Source organism: Parvularcula mediterranea, from assembly GCF_013085255.1.
Classification (GTDB): domain Bacteria; phylum Pseudomonadota; class Alphaproteobacteria; order Caulobacterales; family Parvularculaceae; genus Parvularcula; species Parvularcula mediterranea.
The window spans coordinates 821,914-837,261 of sequence record NZ_JABFCX010000002.1 but is presented as its reverse complement, the minus strand read 5'-3'; the positions used below and the strand labels follow the sequence as shown (position 1 = coordinate 837,261).

15 protein-coding genes are annotated in these 15,348 nt (G+C 63.6%); 5 read left to right on the top strand and 10 right to left on the bottom strand.

What is annotated here, in order from left to right; all coding sequences use genetic code 11:
- The 5 genes from rpmI to HK107_RS04600 all read right to left on the bottom strand — a co-directional run bounded on the left by rpmI (window position 1) and on the right by HK107_RS04600 (window position 4,018).
- Entirely contained in the window at window positions 1-201 is a 201-nt protein-coding gene (gene rpmI, locus HK107_RS04620) for a 50S ribosomal protein L35 (RefSeq protein ID WP_173197167.1), read from the bottom strand.
- A 105-nt stretch (window positions 202-306) separates the two neighbouring features.
- Window positions 307-1,644, bottom strand: coding sequence for a hypothetical protein (locus tag HK107_RS04615; RefSeq protein ID WP_173197165.1), 1,338 nt, complete (start codon window positions 1,642-1,644; stop codon window positions 307-309).
- Window positions 1,645-1,704: 60 nt separating this feature from the next.
- Complete coding sequence (locus HK107_RS04610) at window positions 1,705-2,238, bottom strand: Smr/MutS family protein (protein ID WP_173197164.1); 534 nt, start codon at window positions 2,236-2,238, stop codon at window positions 1,705-1,707.
- Complete coding sequence (gene mltA / locus HK107_RS04605; RefSeq protein ID WP_173197163.1) at window positions 2,235-3,356, bottom strand: murein transglycosylase A; 1,122 nt, start codon at window positions 3,354-3,356, stop codon at window positions 2,235-2,237. Before mltA ends, HK107_RS04610 begins: the two co-directional genes overlap by 4 nt.
- A gap of 29 nt (window positions 3,357-3,385) precedes the next feature.
- Complete coding sequence (locus tag HK107_RS04600) at window positions 3,386-4,018, bottom strand: Tim44/TimA family putative adaptor protein (RefSeq protein WP_173197162.1); 633 nt, start codon at window positions 4,016-4,018, stop codon at window positions 3,386-3,388.
- A gap of 182 nt (window positions 4,019-4,200) precedes the next feature.
- Here HK107_RS04600 and HK107_RS04595 point away from each other — a divergent pair, with 182 nt between their 5' ends.
- Window positions 4,201-4,593, top strand: a complete 393-nt coding sequence (locus HK107_RS04595; RefSeq protein ID WP_173197161.1) for an FxsA family protein — start codon at window positions 4,201-4,203, stop codon at window positions 4,591-4,593.
- Window positions 4,594-4,694: 101 nt separating this feature from the next.
- Window positions 4,695-5,234 carry a protein-export chaperone SecB gene (secB, locus tag HK107_RS04590; RefSeq protein WP_173197160.1) on the top strand — a complete coding sequence of 180 codons (540 nt, stop codon included), beginning with the start codon at window positions 4,695-4,697 and terminating at the stop codon, window positions 5,232-5,234.
- A 20-nt stretch (window positions 5,235-5,254) separates the two neighbouring features.
- Here the strand turns inward: secB and HK107_RS04585 are convergent, their stop codons facing one another.
- The 4 genes from HK107_RS04585 to HK107_RS04570 form a co-directional block, all read right to left on the bottom strand.
- Window positions 5,255-6,160, bottom strand: coding sequence for a P-loop NTPase family protein (locus HK107_RS04585; RefSeq protein ID WP_173197159.1), 906 nt, complete (start codon window positions 6,158-6,160; stop codon window positions 5,255-5,257).
- Window positions 6,161-6,221: 61 nt separating this feature from the next.
- The gene (locus HK107_RS04580; RefSeq protein ID WP_173197158.1) at window positions 6,222-7,850 is read right to left on the bottom strand and encodes a hypothetical protein; all 1,629 of its coding nucleotides are present in this window, start codon (window positions 7,848-7,850) and stop codon (window positions 6,222-6,224) included.
- A 321-nt stretch (window positions 7,851-8,171) separates the two neighbouring features.
- Complete coding sequence (locus HK107_RS04575) at window positions 8,172-8,810, bottom strand: GIN domain-containing protein (RefSeq protein ID WP_173197156.1); 639 nt, start codon at window positions 8,808-8,810, stop codon at window positions 8,172-8,174.
- Between the two features lie 105 nt (window positions 8,811-8,915).
- Window positions 8,916-10,049, bottom strand: coding sequence for a baeRF7 domain-containing protein (locus tag HK107_RS04570; RefSeq protein WP_173197154.1), 1,134 nt, complete (start codon window positions 10,047-10,049; stop codon window positions 8,916-8,918).
- A 209-nt stretch (window positions 10,050-10,258) separates the two neighbouring features.
- Between HK107_RS04570 and HK107_RS04565 the strand changes: the two genes are divergently transcribed.
- The 3 genes from HK107_RS04565 to HK107_RS04555 all read left to right on the top strand — a co-directional run bounded on the left by HK107_RS04565 (window position 10,259) and on the right by HK107_RS04555 (window position 14,433).
- A complete protein-coding gene (locus HK107_RS04565) occupies window positions 10,259-11,524 on the top strand; it encodes a thiamine pyrophosphate-dependent enzyme (protein WP_233061131.1) in 1,266 nt (421 codons plus the stop codon).
- Between the two features lie 34 nt (window positions 11,525-11,558).
- Window positions 11,559-12,566 carry an alpha-ketoacid dehydrogenase subunit beta gene (locus tag HK107_RS04560; protein ID WP_173198753.1) on the top strand — a complete coding sequence of 336 codons (1,008 nt, stop codon included), beginning with the start codon at window positions 11,559-11,561 and terminating at the stop codon, window positions 12,564-12,566.
- Between the two features lie 193 nt (window positions 12,567-12,759).
- Entirely contained in the window at window positions 12,760-14,433 is a 1,674-nt protein-coding gene (locus tag HK107_RS04555; RefSeq protein WP_173197152.1) for a 2-oxo acid dehydrogenase subunit E2, read from the top strand.
- Between the two features lie 7 nt (window positions 14,434-14,440).
- Here the strand turns inward: HK107_RS04555 and HK107_RS04550 are convergent, their stop codons facing one another.
- Window positions 14,441-15,346 carry a sulfotransferase family protein gene (locus HK107_RS04550; protein ID WP_173197150.1) on the bottom strand — a complete coding sequence of 302 codons (906 nt, stop codon included), beginning with the start codon at window positions 15,344-15,346 and terminating at the stop codon, window positions 14,441-14,443.
- Between the last annotated feature and the right edge of the window lie 2 nt (window positions 15,347-15,348).

Below are 15,348 nucleotides of genomic sequence, written 5' to 3'. Positions count from 1 at the left end.
TTAGCGTGCGTACGGCATGTACTTTTTGACGATGGTCTGATCGCACTTGGCCATCGGTTCCATGCCCCGCTTCTGGCGGATCTGCTTGTTCGTGCGTTTGATCATGCCGTGGCGCTTACCGGTCGAGCCAGCCATGATCTTGCCGGTGCCGGTCACCTTGAAGCGCTTCTTGGCGCCCGACTTGGTCTTCATCTTGGGCATTTTCATCTCCTTGACTTCAGGCGCGCCGAGGCAATGCCGTGGGCCAGGCACGCGCGGGAAGAGCGGCATAGAGCAGAAGGAGCAGGGAGAGTCTAGGCCTCTCGCCTACTTCAGCACCGGCAGGACGAAGGTCGCGCCGAGGACGAGGATCAGGAGGGTGACGATGGCGAGGGCGAAGTTCCTGCGCCTGTGTTCGACATCATCCTCGGGCTTGGAAAAGGCGAAGAGGCAGACCGGGATCAGGGCTGCGTTGGTGACGAGCACGAACCACATGAAGCCTGAATTCGGGAAAGCATCAGAGAAGCTGACGGCATCGCCTGCGATCTGCTGGGCGATCAAGGGCAGGCCGACGGCGAGGTCGATCGAGACCACGATGCCGACGAATGCCTTGGCGATGTCTTCCGCCGTGTCGATCACCGTTCGGGTCATCCGCGTTGACGAGCGGACCAGCGCAAAACCGTACTCCCGGCCCGCGATGAGGCCCAGGAAGACCCAAGTCGTCGACATTGGGATGTCCGAAAGCTCTTTGAAGAAGAACAGGAGCGAGGCGTAGATGAAGTCGATGATCGTCGCTGAGCGGATGTCCACGACGTTGGTCTTGGTCCGCAGGATCCGCTGAACCGGACCACCCGCATTGGCGAAGGTGATGAGCAGGAAGAACAGGATGATGCCCATCGCCATGAAGCCCTGCACCGCCGAAAGCTCCCGCGGCAGGAAGACGAAGATGTTGGCGAAGTCCTGGATCAGCCATACGGCCCAGAGATACCCGGTCGTGGCCCATTGGGTGACCACCCAATAAAGGCCACGCGACCGCGTGAAGGCGAGGAAAATCGCTGCCGCCTCGACGACGACCGAGATGCCGATGCCCGTCCACATGACGTTGGGCTCTTCGATGGTGCCGAAGAGGTGATACTGGGCGAGGAAGAAGGCGCTGCCGACCGCACCAATCAGGCCGATGGGGACGAAGCTGTCGAGTTCGGAGTTCTCGAACCATTTCTCGAGGGTCCGGCCGATCACCACCCAGACGCCAAGGCCAATCGCAAAAGCCAGCGCGTAGCCGATCAGCGACTTCTCGATCATCGAGCCGAGCCCAGCGACGGTCGCAAAGATCGTCAGCACCATGAAGCTCGTGGAGACTGGAATGCCGAGGCGGGTGATCAGCACCAGCATCAGGGGCGGCAGGCAGTGGTACCACTCGATCGCGATGGGCGGATACTTCGCCGTGTTGGCAAGGCGGCCATAGGAAGGGTCGCCGCCATTGACGATCCAGCCATAGGTGAAGGTCGCAACGAGAATTGCGCCAGCAAAGCCGAACAGCACCGTCCAGTGACGCGAGCGGTTCGAGTTGATGAACGTGCCGAGGGTCTGCAGCGCGTCGTTCCCGACGACTGCGTAGGCCGCGAAGCTAAAACCAATGATCGCCCAGATTTCGAGACCCAGCATGTCAGCGCCTTCCTTGCTGCCCTCGCGCTTAGGGAAGGAGCGCGACGCTTTTGTGACGCACTAACGCTTCTTGGGCGCGCGGAGGAAGACGTAAAATGCGCCGGCCCCGCCGTGGCGCTGGTGAGCTTGCCGGACAGAAGAAACTGCGCCGCCGAAATGGCCCATCTCGATCCCTTGAAGAAAGCGCTTCTTGAGGACCCCGCGGCCCTGCTCGCCTTCCTTTGAGCCCTTACCGGTGATCACGAGGAGGACCCTGTGCCCCAGAAGCGCAGCGCGGGTGATGAAGGCGGTGGTCCGCTTATCGGCCTCGGTCTGCCTCAGGCCGTGAAGGTCGAGGACAGCGTCGATAGGCAGGCGCCCCCGCGCGACGAGCTTTTCCCGCTGGGGGTCGGCTGGCTGGAGCGGTGAGCGCCTTGGCATGACGGGCGCGACCCTGGTCTCGCCGCGGATCGGGTTCGGCGCGGGCAGGGCGAGGTCAGGCTCTTTCGTTTCAGGCAGGCCGGGGATCTTGCGCTCAGGCAAAGGCGCGACAGTGCGCGCCACGGAGTTCCAGAGCTTGCGCTCCGTACCCGTCAGATCCCGGCCCTTCCTCATACTCCGGCGTCTTCGCCAGGCAGGCGGACTGTCTTCGGGATGAGGACTGTGATCGCTGTTTCAAGCTTGAGGCGACCTGCGGTCTCGCCGGCCTCGTCACCGCGGCCAAGGAAGAGGTCGACACGGCCCGGCCCCCTGATCGCGCCGCCCGTGTCCTGGGCGATGGTGAGGCGATTAAGCTCGATGACCTCGTCAGCGCCCTGAAGGAAGACGGGCGCACCCAAGGGGATGCGGGTCCTGTCTACGGCCACAGAAACATCTGTGGTCAGAGGAACGGCAGCCGTGCCCAGCGGGCCTTCGTCGCCGGAGGCTTCACCCCGGTCGATGAAGAAGACATAGCTGGGGTTGGTTGCCCTGACCCGCGCTGCTTCCTCGGGGGACGCGTCCGCCAGCCATTGTCGGATTGACTGCATCGTCACCTCTTCGAGGGGCATGTGCCCTTCCTCGACGAGGGTCTTGCCGATGGCTTTGTAGGGGTGTCCGTTCTGGGCTGCGTAACCGATGCGCCGGGCCTTCTCGCCGAAATCGAGGACGCCGGAGCCCTGGATCTGGAGGAAGAACAGGTCATCAGGTTGCATGTAGCCGAGGACCGGAACATCCGAGGGCGGAGCGATGTCGATTTCCTCGCGGTCCGCATAAGGGACAAGCCGACCATTCTCGACCCGGCCAGCAATGCGGCGGCCACTGAGGTCATCCCGGAAGCTGCCAAGGTCCACGGCAACGAGGTCATCGGGCCTCGCGAGCACCGGCGCGGTGAAGGGTGCGCTAGCATCGGTCCGTGCATTGAAGACTGGTTCAAAATAGCCTGTGACCAGTCCTTCGCCGCCTTCGAGCTTCACGGCATCAAAGCGCGTCTCGAAATAGGTGCGAGCCTCTTCTTCGGTCGTGAGTGTAGCCGCCTCGTCACAGACAGGCTGCCAGTCGGCATTGGTGCCGAGTGACGGCGTCTTCTCGGTCAGCCAGTGGCAGCTCGACACCATGACCCGCGCGGCAGGAAGAAGATCAGCAGACTGAAAACCGCTGATCTCGGAAACAGGCATCCGCTCGAAAGGCGGCGGCTCGCGGCCCGGCATCGAGCAGGACGCGGCGACGGCCGCAAGGAGAAAAGCTCTTCTCACGGATGGTCTCCTCTTCAGAAAGAAAGGCGTCAGCCGGTGGCGACGAGGGTCCAGTTGGGATCGTTCGAGCGCGCAGGTTTAGCGAAGGTCCAGCGGTCGGTGACAGTGATCACCTGCTCGCGGCTGCCCTCGACGACCTCATCGTCGGCACCCAGAACAGCGCGGACTTGCTCAGACTTGAAGGCGACCTCGGCGCGCAGCTCTTCATCGCTCTTTTCGAGCGAGACGACGTCAGGCTTCTCGACGCCGACAAAGGTCAGCTCCACCGATTGGCCAGCCTGCTGACGCCCGTCGATGGCGACCTCGAAGCTCTTGGCTACCTCGGGATCGAGGAAAGCCCGAACGTCGGAGATATCGCCAGCCGAGTAGGCCTCGACGATCATCTCATAGGCAGCCGATGCGCCCTCGAGGAACGATTTGGGCTCGAAGTCAGGAATATGCTCGCGCGCCGTCTGGGCCCAGGCGGGAAGGTCCTCGCGCGGAGTGACCGTAGCCTGCTCCTCAGGGGCGCGCTCCTCGTCCACGTCGTTCGACGGAACAGGGCGCAGCACGGGGCGCTCATGCTCATCAGGCTCATGCCCGCCGCGGGTGCCGAGCACGTTGAACAGCCTGTAGCTCAGGAACAGAGCGAGCGCGGCGAAGATGATGAGCGTCAAATCCATACCGGTCCTGGTGGCTTGAGAACGAGACCAGCATAGCGGCCTCACCTTGAAACACATATGAACAACAGGCGTTCTCGCCACCCGCTGCGCGCCTGTCGCGCAGCATTGGGGATGAACGTTCCTCAACCTCTTTGCAAGGCGACCAGAATGCCCCACCTGTTGGCGAGCAAAGGAGGCCCCTCTTGGCCCTGATTTTCTTCGTCGCCCTCGTGCTCATGCCGATCATCGAGATCACGCTTCTTATCCAGGGAGCGATGGCCTTCGGGATCATTCCTGTCATCGGGCTGACCATCGGCACGGCTGCGCTCGGCACCTTCCTGATCAAGCGGCAGGGGCTCTCGACCATGAACCAGCTCCGCGCTGACATGGCGGCGGGGCAGCCCCCGGTCGCATCGGTGGTCGATGGAGCAGCGCTTCTCGTGGCGGCGCCGCTTCTCCTGACGCCGGGCTTTGTTACCGACGGGATCGGCTTCCTCCTGCTCGTGCCTCCGCTGAGGCACGCAGCGGCCCGTTACGCCTTGCGGCGCCTCAAGCGCGCCCAGGAAAACGGCAAGGTGATCATCATCAACCGCTAGCCTCGGCGGCTTCGGTCGGCAGGTCAGGGGCGCAGGTCTTGCCGTTCCCCGCCCCCGCGTGTAGCCCGCCGCTTTGCAACGATTTCCCGCGTGGAGCCTCCATGTCCGAGACGCCTCAAGAGCCTCAACCTCAACCCCAGCCTGCCGAAGGCGGCCAGCCTTCGATGCGGGTCCTGACCCAGTACCTGAAGGACCTGTCCTTCGAGAGCCCGGCGGCTCCGGCCAGCCTCGGCCAGAACCTCGCCGCGCCGCAGATGGAAGTCTCGGTGGACGTGAACGGCCGGGCCCTCGGCCAGAACCGTTTCGAGGTCGAGCTCAGCTGCTCCGCCACGGCACGCCGCGACGGCAACATCATCTATGTCTGCGAAGTGAACTATGCGGGCCTGTTCCTGATCGAGAACGTCCCCGAGGATCGTCTCGAGCCGCTCCTGCTCGTCGACGCGCCGCACATGCTGTTCCCGTTCGTGCGTCAGATCGTGGCCCAGTCGAGCCGTGACGGCGGCTTCCAGCCGCTGCTCCTCGAGCCGCTCGACTTCCTTGGGATGTACCAGCACCAGCGCATGCAGCGTCAGGGTCAAGCCCCGCAGGCTGCGCCTGGCGTCACCACCGGTCCGGCACCGGAAGGTCCAGCCGAAGCCTAAGGCCTCGGCCTATCAAGCGGTCAGTCGGCGGTCTCCGCCGACTCGACACCCTTGGCCTTGTTGAGGATGGCGCAGAGAAGCTTCTCCTTCGGGATCAGCCTTGCGGCCTCCTCCACTTCGCCGAAGGCCGACTGACCGGCCTCAGCGACCAGCACCACACCGTCAAGCTCGGGCATGATCGTCAGAACGTCGTCCGAGCCAAGGATCGGCGGCAGGTTCACCACCACCACCGTGTTCGGCCCTACGTCCCGGAATGCTCCGAGGGCGTGACCGAGGCGTTTGGATGCCAGAAGCTCGGCGCTCTGCGACGTCGCCCTGTCCGACAGGAACAGCAGGAGATTGCTGCCTGCCACGCGGGTCAGATAGTCCTCAGCCCGGCCTTCGCCGCGGAAGAAGCCGATGCCCGAACGGAAGTCGCGCGCATCGAGATAGCCTGCGAGCAGAGGCCTCTGAAGGTTGAGGTCCGCCAGCACCGTTGTCTGCTCAGGCCGGCGCGCACAGGCGCGGGCCAGGTGGATCGAGCAGACCGTCTTGCCGTTCCGTGCGGTCGGCGAGGTGATGCCGACGATCTGGCCGCCACTGTCTTTGAGGCGCTGGAGAACGTTCGTCCTGACGATCCGGAAGGCGCTGTCGAACGCAGTCCGCTGGCCGGGGCCCATGCCGAAGCGCTCTTCGAAGCGGGCAAAGTCGGCATCGGAGTGCGGGAAGCGGGACAGGTCGCCGGAGCGGTCCGAGGCCCTGCGGCGCGGCTTGGCGTCGCCGAAGCCCGTCGCCGGGATGACCTTGCCGGTCTCGCGGCGCTCCGCGGCGGCTGAGAGATCAGGCGCAGGCGGCGTCGGCGCGTTGATGGCGCCGAAGTCGGGCCTTGCGATCTTGGCCATCGCTTCTTCGAGCGGGCTCTGGCTCGCCGGTTTATCGCTGCTCATATCGTCCATCCCATGCCGGCCCCTCTGCCGGTCGTGCTGGAGTGATCACATGCGGCGCTCATCAGACGAGCACCTTGTAGGCGAGGAAGGCGCAGGCTGCCGTCAGCAGGATCGACAGCGCCACGAGGGCGATGAGGACCATGCGGCGGAACTTCTGCTCTTCTTCGTCAATGATTTCGGGGACCTCGACCACGGTCACACCGGGCAGGGACTGGCCAAGCTGGCGCCCTGAATCGATGCGGGGGAAGAGGAAGATCGGGAGAAGCCCGAGGGCACCTGCGATACCGCCAGCGACACCGGCGATCATGACCGCAGCTTGCGGCTTGTTCGGCGAGGTCGGCACGTCAGGCATGACCGGGCTCTCGAGGATCTCGACCCGCTCGGCCTTCTGTTGCTCTTCGAGGTTCTCCGAACGCTCGGCCTCGGCCAGCTTGTCCACGGACTCGTCGAGGGCGCGGATAATCCGGCTCTCATCGCTCTTGAGAGCGCCGATCTGGGCGGCGACAGCAGGCATCTGGACAAGACGGCCTTCGACCTCATCAAGCTCGGTACGAAGGCTCTCAAGGCGCTCGGTGTAAACCCGCAGGCGCTGGAGGATCGTTGCTTCGTTGGTTTCGAACTGGAGGCGGGCGAGGCTCTGGTCACCACCGGTGCGGCGCACCTCGGCAAGCTGCTGGGTGACGCGGTCGCGGCGCTCACGCATCTCTTGGAGCTCGCGTGTCGAAAGACCCTCGCGGTTGGCGATACGGCCGTTGAGGTCTGCGAGGATCTCGTTGGCGCGCGCGACATAGGCATCGGGATCGAGCCGGGCTTCAAGGTCGAGGACCTCAGCCTGCACGCGGATCACTTCAGGGTAGCTGTCGGTATACTGGCTGCGCAGCGCGGAGAGCTGACGGCGCTTCTCGCGCAGGGTCACGCGCTCGAGGTCACCACGCTCATTGGCATCGATGATGAGAGGCTGCTGCATGCGCACCAGGCTGAGCTCGGCGTTGCTGGCTTCGATCCGCTCCTCGGCGCGGTCGATCTCCTGGGTCAGGCGCTGGACGAGCGACAGGGTCAGGTCTGCGGCGTCCGGGGTGAGGCCTGGGTTCTCCTCGCGGACGGCGGCGATCTCCTGGCGGACATCGGCAAGCTGGCGGCGGAGATCGCGGGCTTCGTCGCGGAAGAAGACCGCGGTGCCTTCGGCGGCTTCGATCCGGCTTTCGACGTTCTGGTCGAGGAAGTCGGTGACGAGCTGGTTCGCGACACGGAACGCGGTGCGCGGGTTTTCATGCACGAAGCCGATTTCGAAGGTGATGGTGGTGGGCTGGTTGCGACGGCGGGTCGAGACTTTCTCGATCGAGATCCTGATGTCGTTGCGGACATCGGCCACCTGCGCCGAGAAAGGCTGTTTCGACTGGCGGTCGAAGAGGTCGAATTGCTGGGCGAGAGCGATGACATTGTCCCGGGCCCGGACCTGCTGCTTGATCGTCTCAAGGCGATCCTGGGCGAGGGCCTGGATCGCGGACTGAACAAGGGTCTCGGAAACCTGCTGGTCAGCAACGATCAGGGTCGCTTTCGACTGGTAACGCGCAGGCACTTCATTGAGGGCCACGAGGCCCACAGCCAGCATGATCGTGAACGGGATAAAGACCCAGAAGAAGCGGCGGAGGCCGATCCTGATCAGGTCATTGATGCTGTAGCGTTCCATTCTACGGTCTCACTTCACGAGGGTGCGCGGTCCCACTATGGGCCCACCTCGCCTTATGCTTGCAATCGCCATGCCGTATCCCCCTCTAAGAGGTAGAGCCAAGGGGTTTCCCTCATGCTCTGGCCTAGCGCCCAATCCCCCACAGATCAGGCATTCCTCGCTAAGATCAGACTAACGCGAAAAGACGCGAAGCACAGCCAGAAACCGCAGTTTACAAGTCCCAAGGGAAAGATTTCGCTCACTTGTGATGGAAAACCAAAGAAAAAGCCGCCCGAGAGCCGGGCGGCTTTGTTTCTCAAACATCTAGGGCGTGCGCTTCGCCTAGCTTTGCACCCTGACGGACCCGCCGCTGGAGTCCCGGGAGTCGATCTTGTCGGGATTGCCCCGGACCGTGACGTCAGCGCCGCTCGATGCCTTGGCATTGACGCTGCCCGTGGCCGTCACTTCGATGTCCGCACCGCTCGATGCGCGTGCGGTGACCTCTTTGCAGACGAGGTCGAAGGCTTCGATATCCGAGCCCGAAGAGGCCTCGGCATCGAGTTCGTCACAGGTGCCCGATGCCACGATGTCCGAGCCTGCGCTTGAATCGAGATAGATGACGCCGCCGGAAATGCCTTCAATGAAGAGGTCCGATCCAGCCTTGGACTCACCGCCTTCGAACGACGGCATGGTCACCCGGTAGACGAGCTTGGCCGAGCGGCCGAGATTCATGCCCTTCCAGCCTTCGCGGCTGAGGGTCAGCGTGTCACCGCTCTTGGAAACGCGCGCCTGATCGGGGTCGCCCTTGGTCTCCATGGTGACGGAGAACGCCGAGCCGACCGCGACATAGACATCGACGCCGGCGGTCGCGACGACTTTGGTGAAGCCCGTCTCATCGAACGTCACTTCTTCTGCGGAAGCCTGACTGGACACCGCAAGCAAAGCGGCTGCGCTGACGCCAAGAGCACTGAGGGTCTTCATGGTGTTTCCTCTCCCTTTATCGAGACTCAACAATGGGAATGGCCAGAAGACCCTTCAATGAAACCAAACATGGACTTTCTGTAATGTTCAGTTCGTGCCTCAGGTTCAGCCGAAGCGCTTGCTCGCAACCGCGCCATCCTTCGACGCTTCTGCCGAGAGGATGAGGCTGCCGCCATTTTTCAGCGTGTAGGCCATCGCAACCGACCGATCCATCAGGCCTTGATTAGGCGCTGAAGACACGTCCATCAGCTCATCTTCGCCTTCCGTCAGGCCGAGCCTCTCGGGCGAAATGATCAGCGTCTCGATCTGGCCGCGCAGGCTCGCGGTGCGGATATCGTTGATCCCCCGGATCGGGTCGGAGAGGTCGAGATTGTCGAGCTCGTCCTTGATCCCGGCTTCGGCTTCTTCGCTGAGGATCGCGTAGGCTTTCGAGAGAAGCTCGTCCTGATCGAGGCCTTCGCCGGCAGCATGGATCTCCCGGTCGAGAAGGCTCTGGTGGCTGAAGGTCTCGCGGAAATGGCCGCACCGGGCGGGGCCGCCTGCGATGATCAGCGTGTCCTGATCCTTCACCCGGTCGGCGATCTGGTTGCCGAAGGCGGTGAGGACATTTTGGATGTCGTCCTTCTTCACGTCTTCCGTCGCGGAACCAAGAGCGTGGAACTTGGCCGGGGCGCCTGAGCGCTTCACCGAGCCTGACGAATGCCAGATCACGGCGCCCATGGGCTCGGTGATCTTCATCTGCTCAGAAAGGGTCATGACCTCCGAAGGGGTCCGGTCCTCGATCACGCCGTCGGTCACCTGGAAGAGCCTTGGGTCCTCGACGTCCAGGGCCGCCAGCCAGAAGCGGCGGCTTTCCTGTGCATCGGCAAGGACAGCAGCGGTGAGGGGCGCGCTATCGAAGGAAAGCTGCGGCTCGGGACGCCTCTGCAGGGCGAAGTAGCGGGTGTTCTCGCCGTCGCTGAAGACCGCGAAGCCGCCCGGCGGCAGGTCGGAGCGCGAGAGGCTGGTGACGATGCCGGACACGGCTTCGCGCTGGGCCTTTGGCGCCAGGTCCTCATTATCGAGGGCGCTCAAAAGGTTCTTCTTGATGAGATCCCACTTCTCCTGGTTCCCATCGACATCGGGGGTGGGAAAGAGGAGGGAGAGTGTCCGAGCTTCGGGAAGCTCGCCGTTTGGCTTGGGATCGGGCAGGAACGGCGTGAGCTGCTCGATGACATCTTCGCGCAGTGATTGTGACATGGCCGGTCTCCGTAGTTGCTGGTTGAAAAGGCAACACGGGGCACATGCGATGGGTTCATGGGTGCAGTGCGGGATGGATTCAGCGTGATGTCCCACCCAACCGCGAAGGAAAGTCGCGCCGCTCGCGGAGATTTCACAGGGTTGAACCGCTGACGTGGGCGGACGTTTCTGGCAATAGCTGGCGTGGAAATTCTTGGGAGTGAACGGGAATGGACGGCTTCGCGGATGCGGAAAACATGACGGGATCAAAGACCTCTGACCGCGGCTTCCGCGTTCCCCAGCCCCCGGCACGCCCGGGCGAGGCCCCAGACTTCTCGAACTTCGACTTCGGTGAGCCGGGCAAGCTGCCGCTTTTGGACGCTGAAGCCCCGGTGGAGGCGTTCGAGCCCTTCCATGACGGCCTGCTCCGCGTTCTCGACATGGACGGCAAGGCCCATGGCGACTGGGCTTCGATGGTCTCCGAAGAGGATTTGAAAGAAGCCCTCACCGCCATGATCCGCACCCGCGCCTTCGACCAGCGGATGATGCGGGCCCAGCGCCAGGGCAAGACCAGCTTCTACATGCAGTGCCTCGGCGAGGAAGCGATCGCGGTGGGCTGTGCCCTCGCGCTTCGTGACGGGGACATGCACTTCCCGACCTACCGTCAGCAGGGGATCCTCTTCGTCAACGGGATCGACCCCGAGGCGATGATGAACCAGATCTACTCGAACAAGAAGGACCCGCTGGAGGGCAAGCAGCTCCCGGTCCTCTACTCGTTCAAGGACAATGGCTTCTTCACCATCTCCGGCAATCTCGGCACCCAGTGGCCGCAGGCTGTTGGCTGGGCCATGGCCTCGGCCATCAAGGGCGACGACAAGATCGCGATGGCCTATATCGGCGACGGCGCGACCGCAGAAGGCGATTGGCACCAGGGCAACCTCTTCGCCTCCGTTTATCGTGCGCCGGTGATCCTCAGTGTCGTGAACAATCAGTGGGCAATCTCGACCACTTCGGCGTTCGCAGGCGCTGACAAGAACACCTTCGCCACCAGAATGGCGAGCTATGGCCTCCCGGCCCTCCGCGTCGACGGCAATGACATCATCGCAGTGATCGCCGCCACCCGCCTCGCGGCGGAGCGTGCGCGGGCAGGTCTCGGCGCGGTGGCGATTGAGTTCCTGACGTATCGCGGCGGCGCGCACTCCACCTCGGATGATCCGACCAAGTACCGTCCGAAGGAAGAGCTCGGCAGCTGGCCCCTCGGTGATCCGCTTGACCGCCTCAAGCAGCACATGACCGTCAGTGGCCTGATGACTGACGAAGAGATCGCGGCCTTGGAAGAGGCTGCCGAAAAGGAAATGCGCGAAGCCGAAAACCGCGCCGAAGAGGTCGGCCTCGTCCACGCAGGCGAGGGCGCTGACCCCGCCAAGATGTTCGAGAAAGTCTATGAGGAGATGCCCGGCCGTCTCCTTGAGCAGAAAAAAGAAGCGGGGTTCTGATCCGATGAGCGAGACGCTTTCCAACACCCGCTCGATGAACATGATCGAAGCCATCCGCGACGCCCACGACGTCGCGATGGAGCGCGATGACGATGTCGTCGTCTTTGGCGAGGACGCCGGCTATTTCGGCGGCGTCTTCCGCTGCACCGCTGGCCTCCAGGAGAAGTACGGCGCGAACCGCTGCTTCGACAGCCCCATCGCTGAGAGCGGCATTGTCGGCACCGGCATCGGCATGGCCGCCTATGGCCTGAAGCCTGTTATCGAAATTCAGTTTGCGGACTATATCACTCCCGCCTACGACCAGATCAGCCAGGAAGCGGCGCGGATGCGCTATCGCTCCAATGGCGAGTTCACCTGCCCCATCGTGATCCGTACACCGACCGGCGGCGGCATCTATGGCGGGCAGACCCACTCCCAATCGCCCGAAGCGATCTTCACCCATGTCTGCGGCCTGAAGGTGGTGATCCCGTCGAACCCCTATGACGCCAAGGGCCTTCTCCTCGCCTCGATCGAGGACCCGGACCCGGTGATCTTCCTTGAGCCCAAGCGCCTCTACAATGGCCCCTTCGAAGGCTACCACGACCGCGCGCTCAAGGGCTGGAAGGACCATGAGGACGGCAAGGTGCCCGAGGGCTACTACACCGTCCCGCTCGGCAAGGCTAAAACCGTCCGTGCAGGGAAGGACGTCACCGTCCTCTGCTACGGCAACATGGTCCATGTCTGCGAAGCTGCCCAGGCCGAAAGCGGCGTTGACGCCGAGATCATCGACCTCCGCTCGCTGATCCCCCTCGACCTCGAGGCGATCGAAGCCTCGGTCAAGAAAACCGGCCGCTGCGTCATCGTGCACGAAGCCACCAAGACCTCAGGCTTCGGCGGCGAGCTGATGAGCCTCGTCCAGGAGCGCTGCTTCTATCATCTCGAAGCACCGATCGTCCGCGTCACCGGCTGGGATACACCGTACCCCCACGCGCAGGAATGGACCTACTTCCCCGGCCCGAAACGGGTGGGCGACGCGCTGAAGAAGGTTGTCGAGGCGAAGTGATGCAAGAGTGGCGATGGATCCTAGTGAACCTCGCCAAGGTTTGGGGTTCGCTCCTCTGCAGCTTCGGCCTCATATTCTATTTGGTGGCGCCCCACATGTGGATCGTCCTAACGGGTAGCTTGCTCGGCATAGCTGCCATCTTGTTTGTGGGCGGATATTTTCTCGCCAAAAAAATCAGCGAAGAGCAAAGACCATGACCACCTACACCATCAAGTTGCCCGATGTGGGCGAGGGCGTGACCGAGGCGGAGTTCGTGGAGCTGCACGTCGCGGTCGGTGACATGGTCGAACCTGACCAGAACCTCGTCGACGTGATGACCGACAAGGCCACCGTCGAGGTGCCGAGCCCCCGCAAGGGCAAGGTCGTCTGGATCGGCGCCGAACCGGGCGACACGGTCGCTGTGGGCGCGGAGATCATCAAGATCGAGATGGGCGGCGAGGGTTCTGCCGAAGCTCCGCAGGCAGAAGAAGCACCTGCTGAGCAGCCCATGGACCGGATGCAGGCCGCCGAGGCTGGCGATATTGCGCCCGCCCCTGCGCCCGAGGCCTCCAGCGGTTCTTCCGAATACGTCATCAAGCTCCCTGACGTCGGCGAGGGTGTGACCGAAGCCGAGATCGTGGAGCTGCACATCGCCGTCGGCGACAAGGTCGAGCCCGACCAGAACCTCGCCGATGTCATGACCGACAAGGCCACCGTCGAAATCCCGAGCCCCCGCACAGGGACCGTCACATGGATCGGCGCTGCCCCGGGCGACACGGTCGCGGTGGGTGCGGAGATCATCAAGCTCTCCGTGAGCGGAGGAGCTGCTTCCGCCCCGAGCGCGCCCGCTGCGGAAGCGCCGAAGGAAGAGAAACCTGCCGCCCCTGCGCCCACGCCAGCCGCGCCCCGCGCCAAGCCGACCGAGAACCCAGCCGAACTCGCACGCGCAGCCGTCCTCGCCGACGGCCCCGACGCTGCCCCTGCCGCAGCCTCCGCGCCGCGCCGCGTGCCGGTGAAGCGCGACGGCAAGCCTCTTGCCGCTCCGGCCGTCCGTGCACGGGCCATGACCAAGGGCATCGATCTCGCCGAGGTCGCAGGCTCCGGCCCCGAAGGCCGCATCACCCACGAGGACCTCGACGCCTTCTCCCGGGCGCCCGCAGCCCCCGCTGGCGCCAGCATCGCTCCGAACACGGACGTCGAGGAGATCAAGGTCATCGGCCTTCGCCGCAAGATCGCCGAGAAGATGCAGGAGGCCAAGCGCCACATCCCGCACATCACCTATGTCGACGAGGTCGACATGACGGCGACCGAAGAGCTGCGCCAGCACATGAACAAGGTGCGAAGGGCTGACCAGCCCAAGCTCACCGTGCTGCCTTTCTTCATCAAGGCGATGGTCAGGACCCTCGAAGACTTCCCGCAGATGAACGCTCAGTATGACGACGAAGCGGGCATCATTAATCGCTTTGGCGCGGCCCATATCGGCGTTGCGACGCAGACGGACAATGGGCTCATGGTCCCCGTCATGCGCCACGCGGAAACGCTCTCCGTCTGGGACATGGCCGAGGAAGTCGTCCGCCTCTCAGGCGCGGCCCGCGACGGTACGGCCAAGCGCGAGGAGCTGTCCGGCTCGACCATCACCATTACCTCCCTTGGCCCCATCGGCGGCGTCACCACCACGCCGATCATCAACCGGCCGGAGGTCGCGATCGTCGGCCCGAACAAGATTCAGACCCTGCCGCGCTTCAACGCCAACGGTCAGGTCGAGGCGCGGAAGATCATGAACCTCTCCTCGAGCTTCGATCACCGCATCATCGACGGCTACGAAGCTGCCGAGTTCGTGCAGCGCCTGAAGGCGTATCTGGAATATCCGGCAACGCTGTTCGTCTGAGGGCGGATCAGTCCTGTTTCAGGTAACGCGGGTAGCCGAAGCGGAGATAGTCCGCTTCGAAGCCTTCGATGAGCGCCGCGTGCGCTTCAGGGAAGGCGCGCAGGCTACGCGTTTCGATGACGGGCATCTTGCCGGAGCGGGGAAGGCTGATCCCCTCACGGAGGATTTCTTCGATCTGCGCATCGTCACCGGTTTTTTCGACATAGTGGGCCGAAGCGCCAAAGGCCTGAAGCTGGCTCTGCCCTGACACAGGCAGGCCCAACCGCTCCTCGATCTCGGGCAGGAGGCGCGAGGCATCCTCCAGCTTGATCGGCTCAGGCAATCCGCCGGGCAGGCTGTCCTCATAGGCGTTCACCTGCCGTGCTTCATGCCCGTCGAGGCGGTCATGGTCGGCGGTGGCAAGCCATCTGAGGAACGCTTCGAAGGGCAGGGGTGTCTCAGGCGCCGGATCCAGCCCGCAAGCCTTCATGATCTGCCTGCGGAGGGCCTGGCGGTGATCGCCTTCCTTTGCGGCTTCGAGGGAATGGAGGTGGAGGTAGCTGGAGAAGGCCCGGGCGCCGGGCTCGCGCACCAACTTGAAAACAGGCTTATCAGCCAATGCGCTCTCAAGTCCGTCGAAATAGTCCGCCTGCCGAAGAAAAACTTCCTGCTCGAAACGATGAACGAAGGGATCGTGCGCCTTCGCCTCCTCAAGCAGTCCCGCATGGTGGAGGAACCAGGCCGTGCCCATGGTCGAACCGGCCCGCTGGGAGGTAATCAGAACGAACGGCACCGCCGGGTGCCAGAGGGGCACCCGCTGATGCTCGCGATAACCCTTATGCGGGAAGACGCTCCGCAGCCGGACCGACAGGGCGTTCTGAGCCTGACGGTCGCGGCCGATGAGCCGGGCCAGCCGCCCGAGAAGGGTCGGCAAGG

Bases quoted from the DNA above. Each gene is read 5' to 3' on its own strand.
- rpmI (WP_173197167.1), bottom strand. From the start codon at position 201: ATGCCCAAGATGAAGACCAAGTCGGGCGCCAAGAAGCGCTTCAAGGTG.
- HK107_RS04615 (WP_173197165.1), bottom strand. From the start codon at position 1,644: ATGCTGGGTCTCGAAATCTGGGCGATCATTGGTTTTAGCTTCGCGGCC.
- HK107_RS04610 (WP_173197164.1), bottom strand. From the start codon at position 2,238: ATGAGGAAGGGCCGGGATCTGACGGGTACGGAGCGCAAGCTCTGGAAC.
- HK107_RS04600 (WP_173197162.1), bottom strand. From the start codon at position 4,018: ATGGATTTGACGCTCATCATCTTCGCCGCGCTCGCTCTGTTCCTGAGC.
- secB (WP_173197160.1), top strand. From the start codon at position 4,695: ATGTCCGAGACGCCTCAAGAGCCTCAACCTCAACCCCAGCCTGCCGAA.
- HK107_RS04585 (WP_173197159.1), bottom strand. From the start codon at position 6,160: ATGAGCAGCGATAAACCGGCGAGCCAGAGCCCGCTCGAAGAAGCGATG.
- HK107_RS04580 (WP_173197158.1), bottom strand. From the start codon at position 7,850: ATGGAACGCTACAGCATCAATGACCTGATCAGGATCGGCCTCCGCCGC.
- HK107_RS04575 (WP_173197156.1), bottom strand. From the start codon at position 8,810: ATGAAGACCCTCAGTGCTCTTGGCGTCAGCGCAGCCGCTTTGCTTGCG.
- HK107_RS04570 (WP_173197154.1), bottom strand. From the start codon at position 10,049: ATGTCACAATCACTGCGCGAAGATGTCATCGAGCAGCTCACGCCGTTC.
- HK107_RS04565 (WP_233061131.1), top strand. From the start codon at position 10,259: ATGGACGGCTTCGCGGATGCGGAAAACATGACGGGATCAAAGACCTCT.
- HK107_RS04560 (WP_173198753.1), top strand. From the start codon at position 11,559: ATGAACATGATCGAAGCCATCCGCGACGCCCACGACGTCGCGATGGAG.
- HK107_RS04555 (WP_173197152.1), top strand. From the start codon at position 12,760: ATGACCACCTACACCATCAAGTTGCCCGATGTGGGCGAGGGCGTGACC.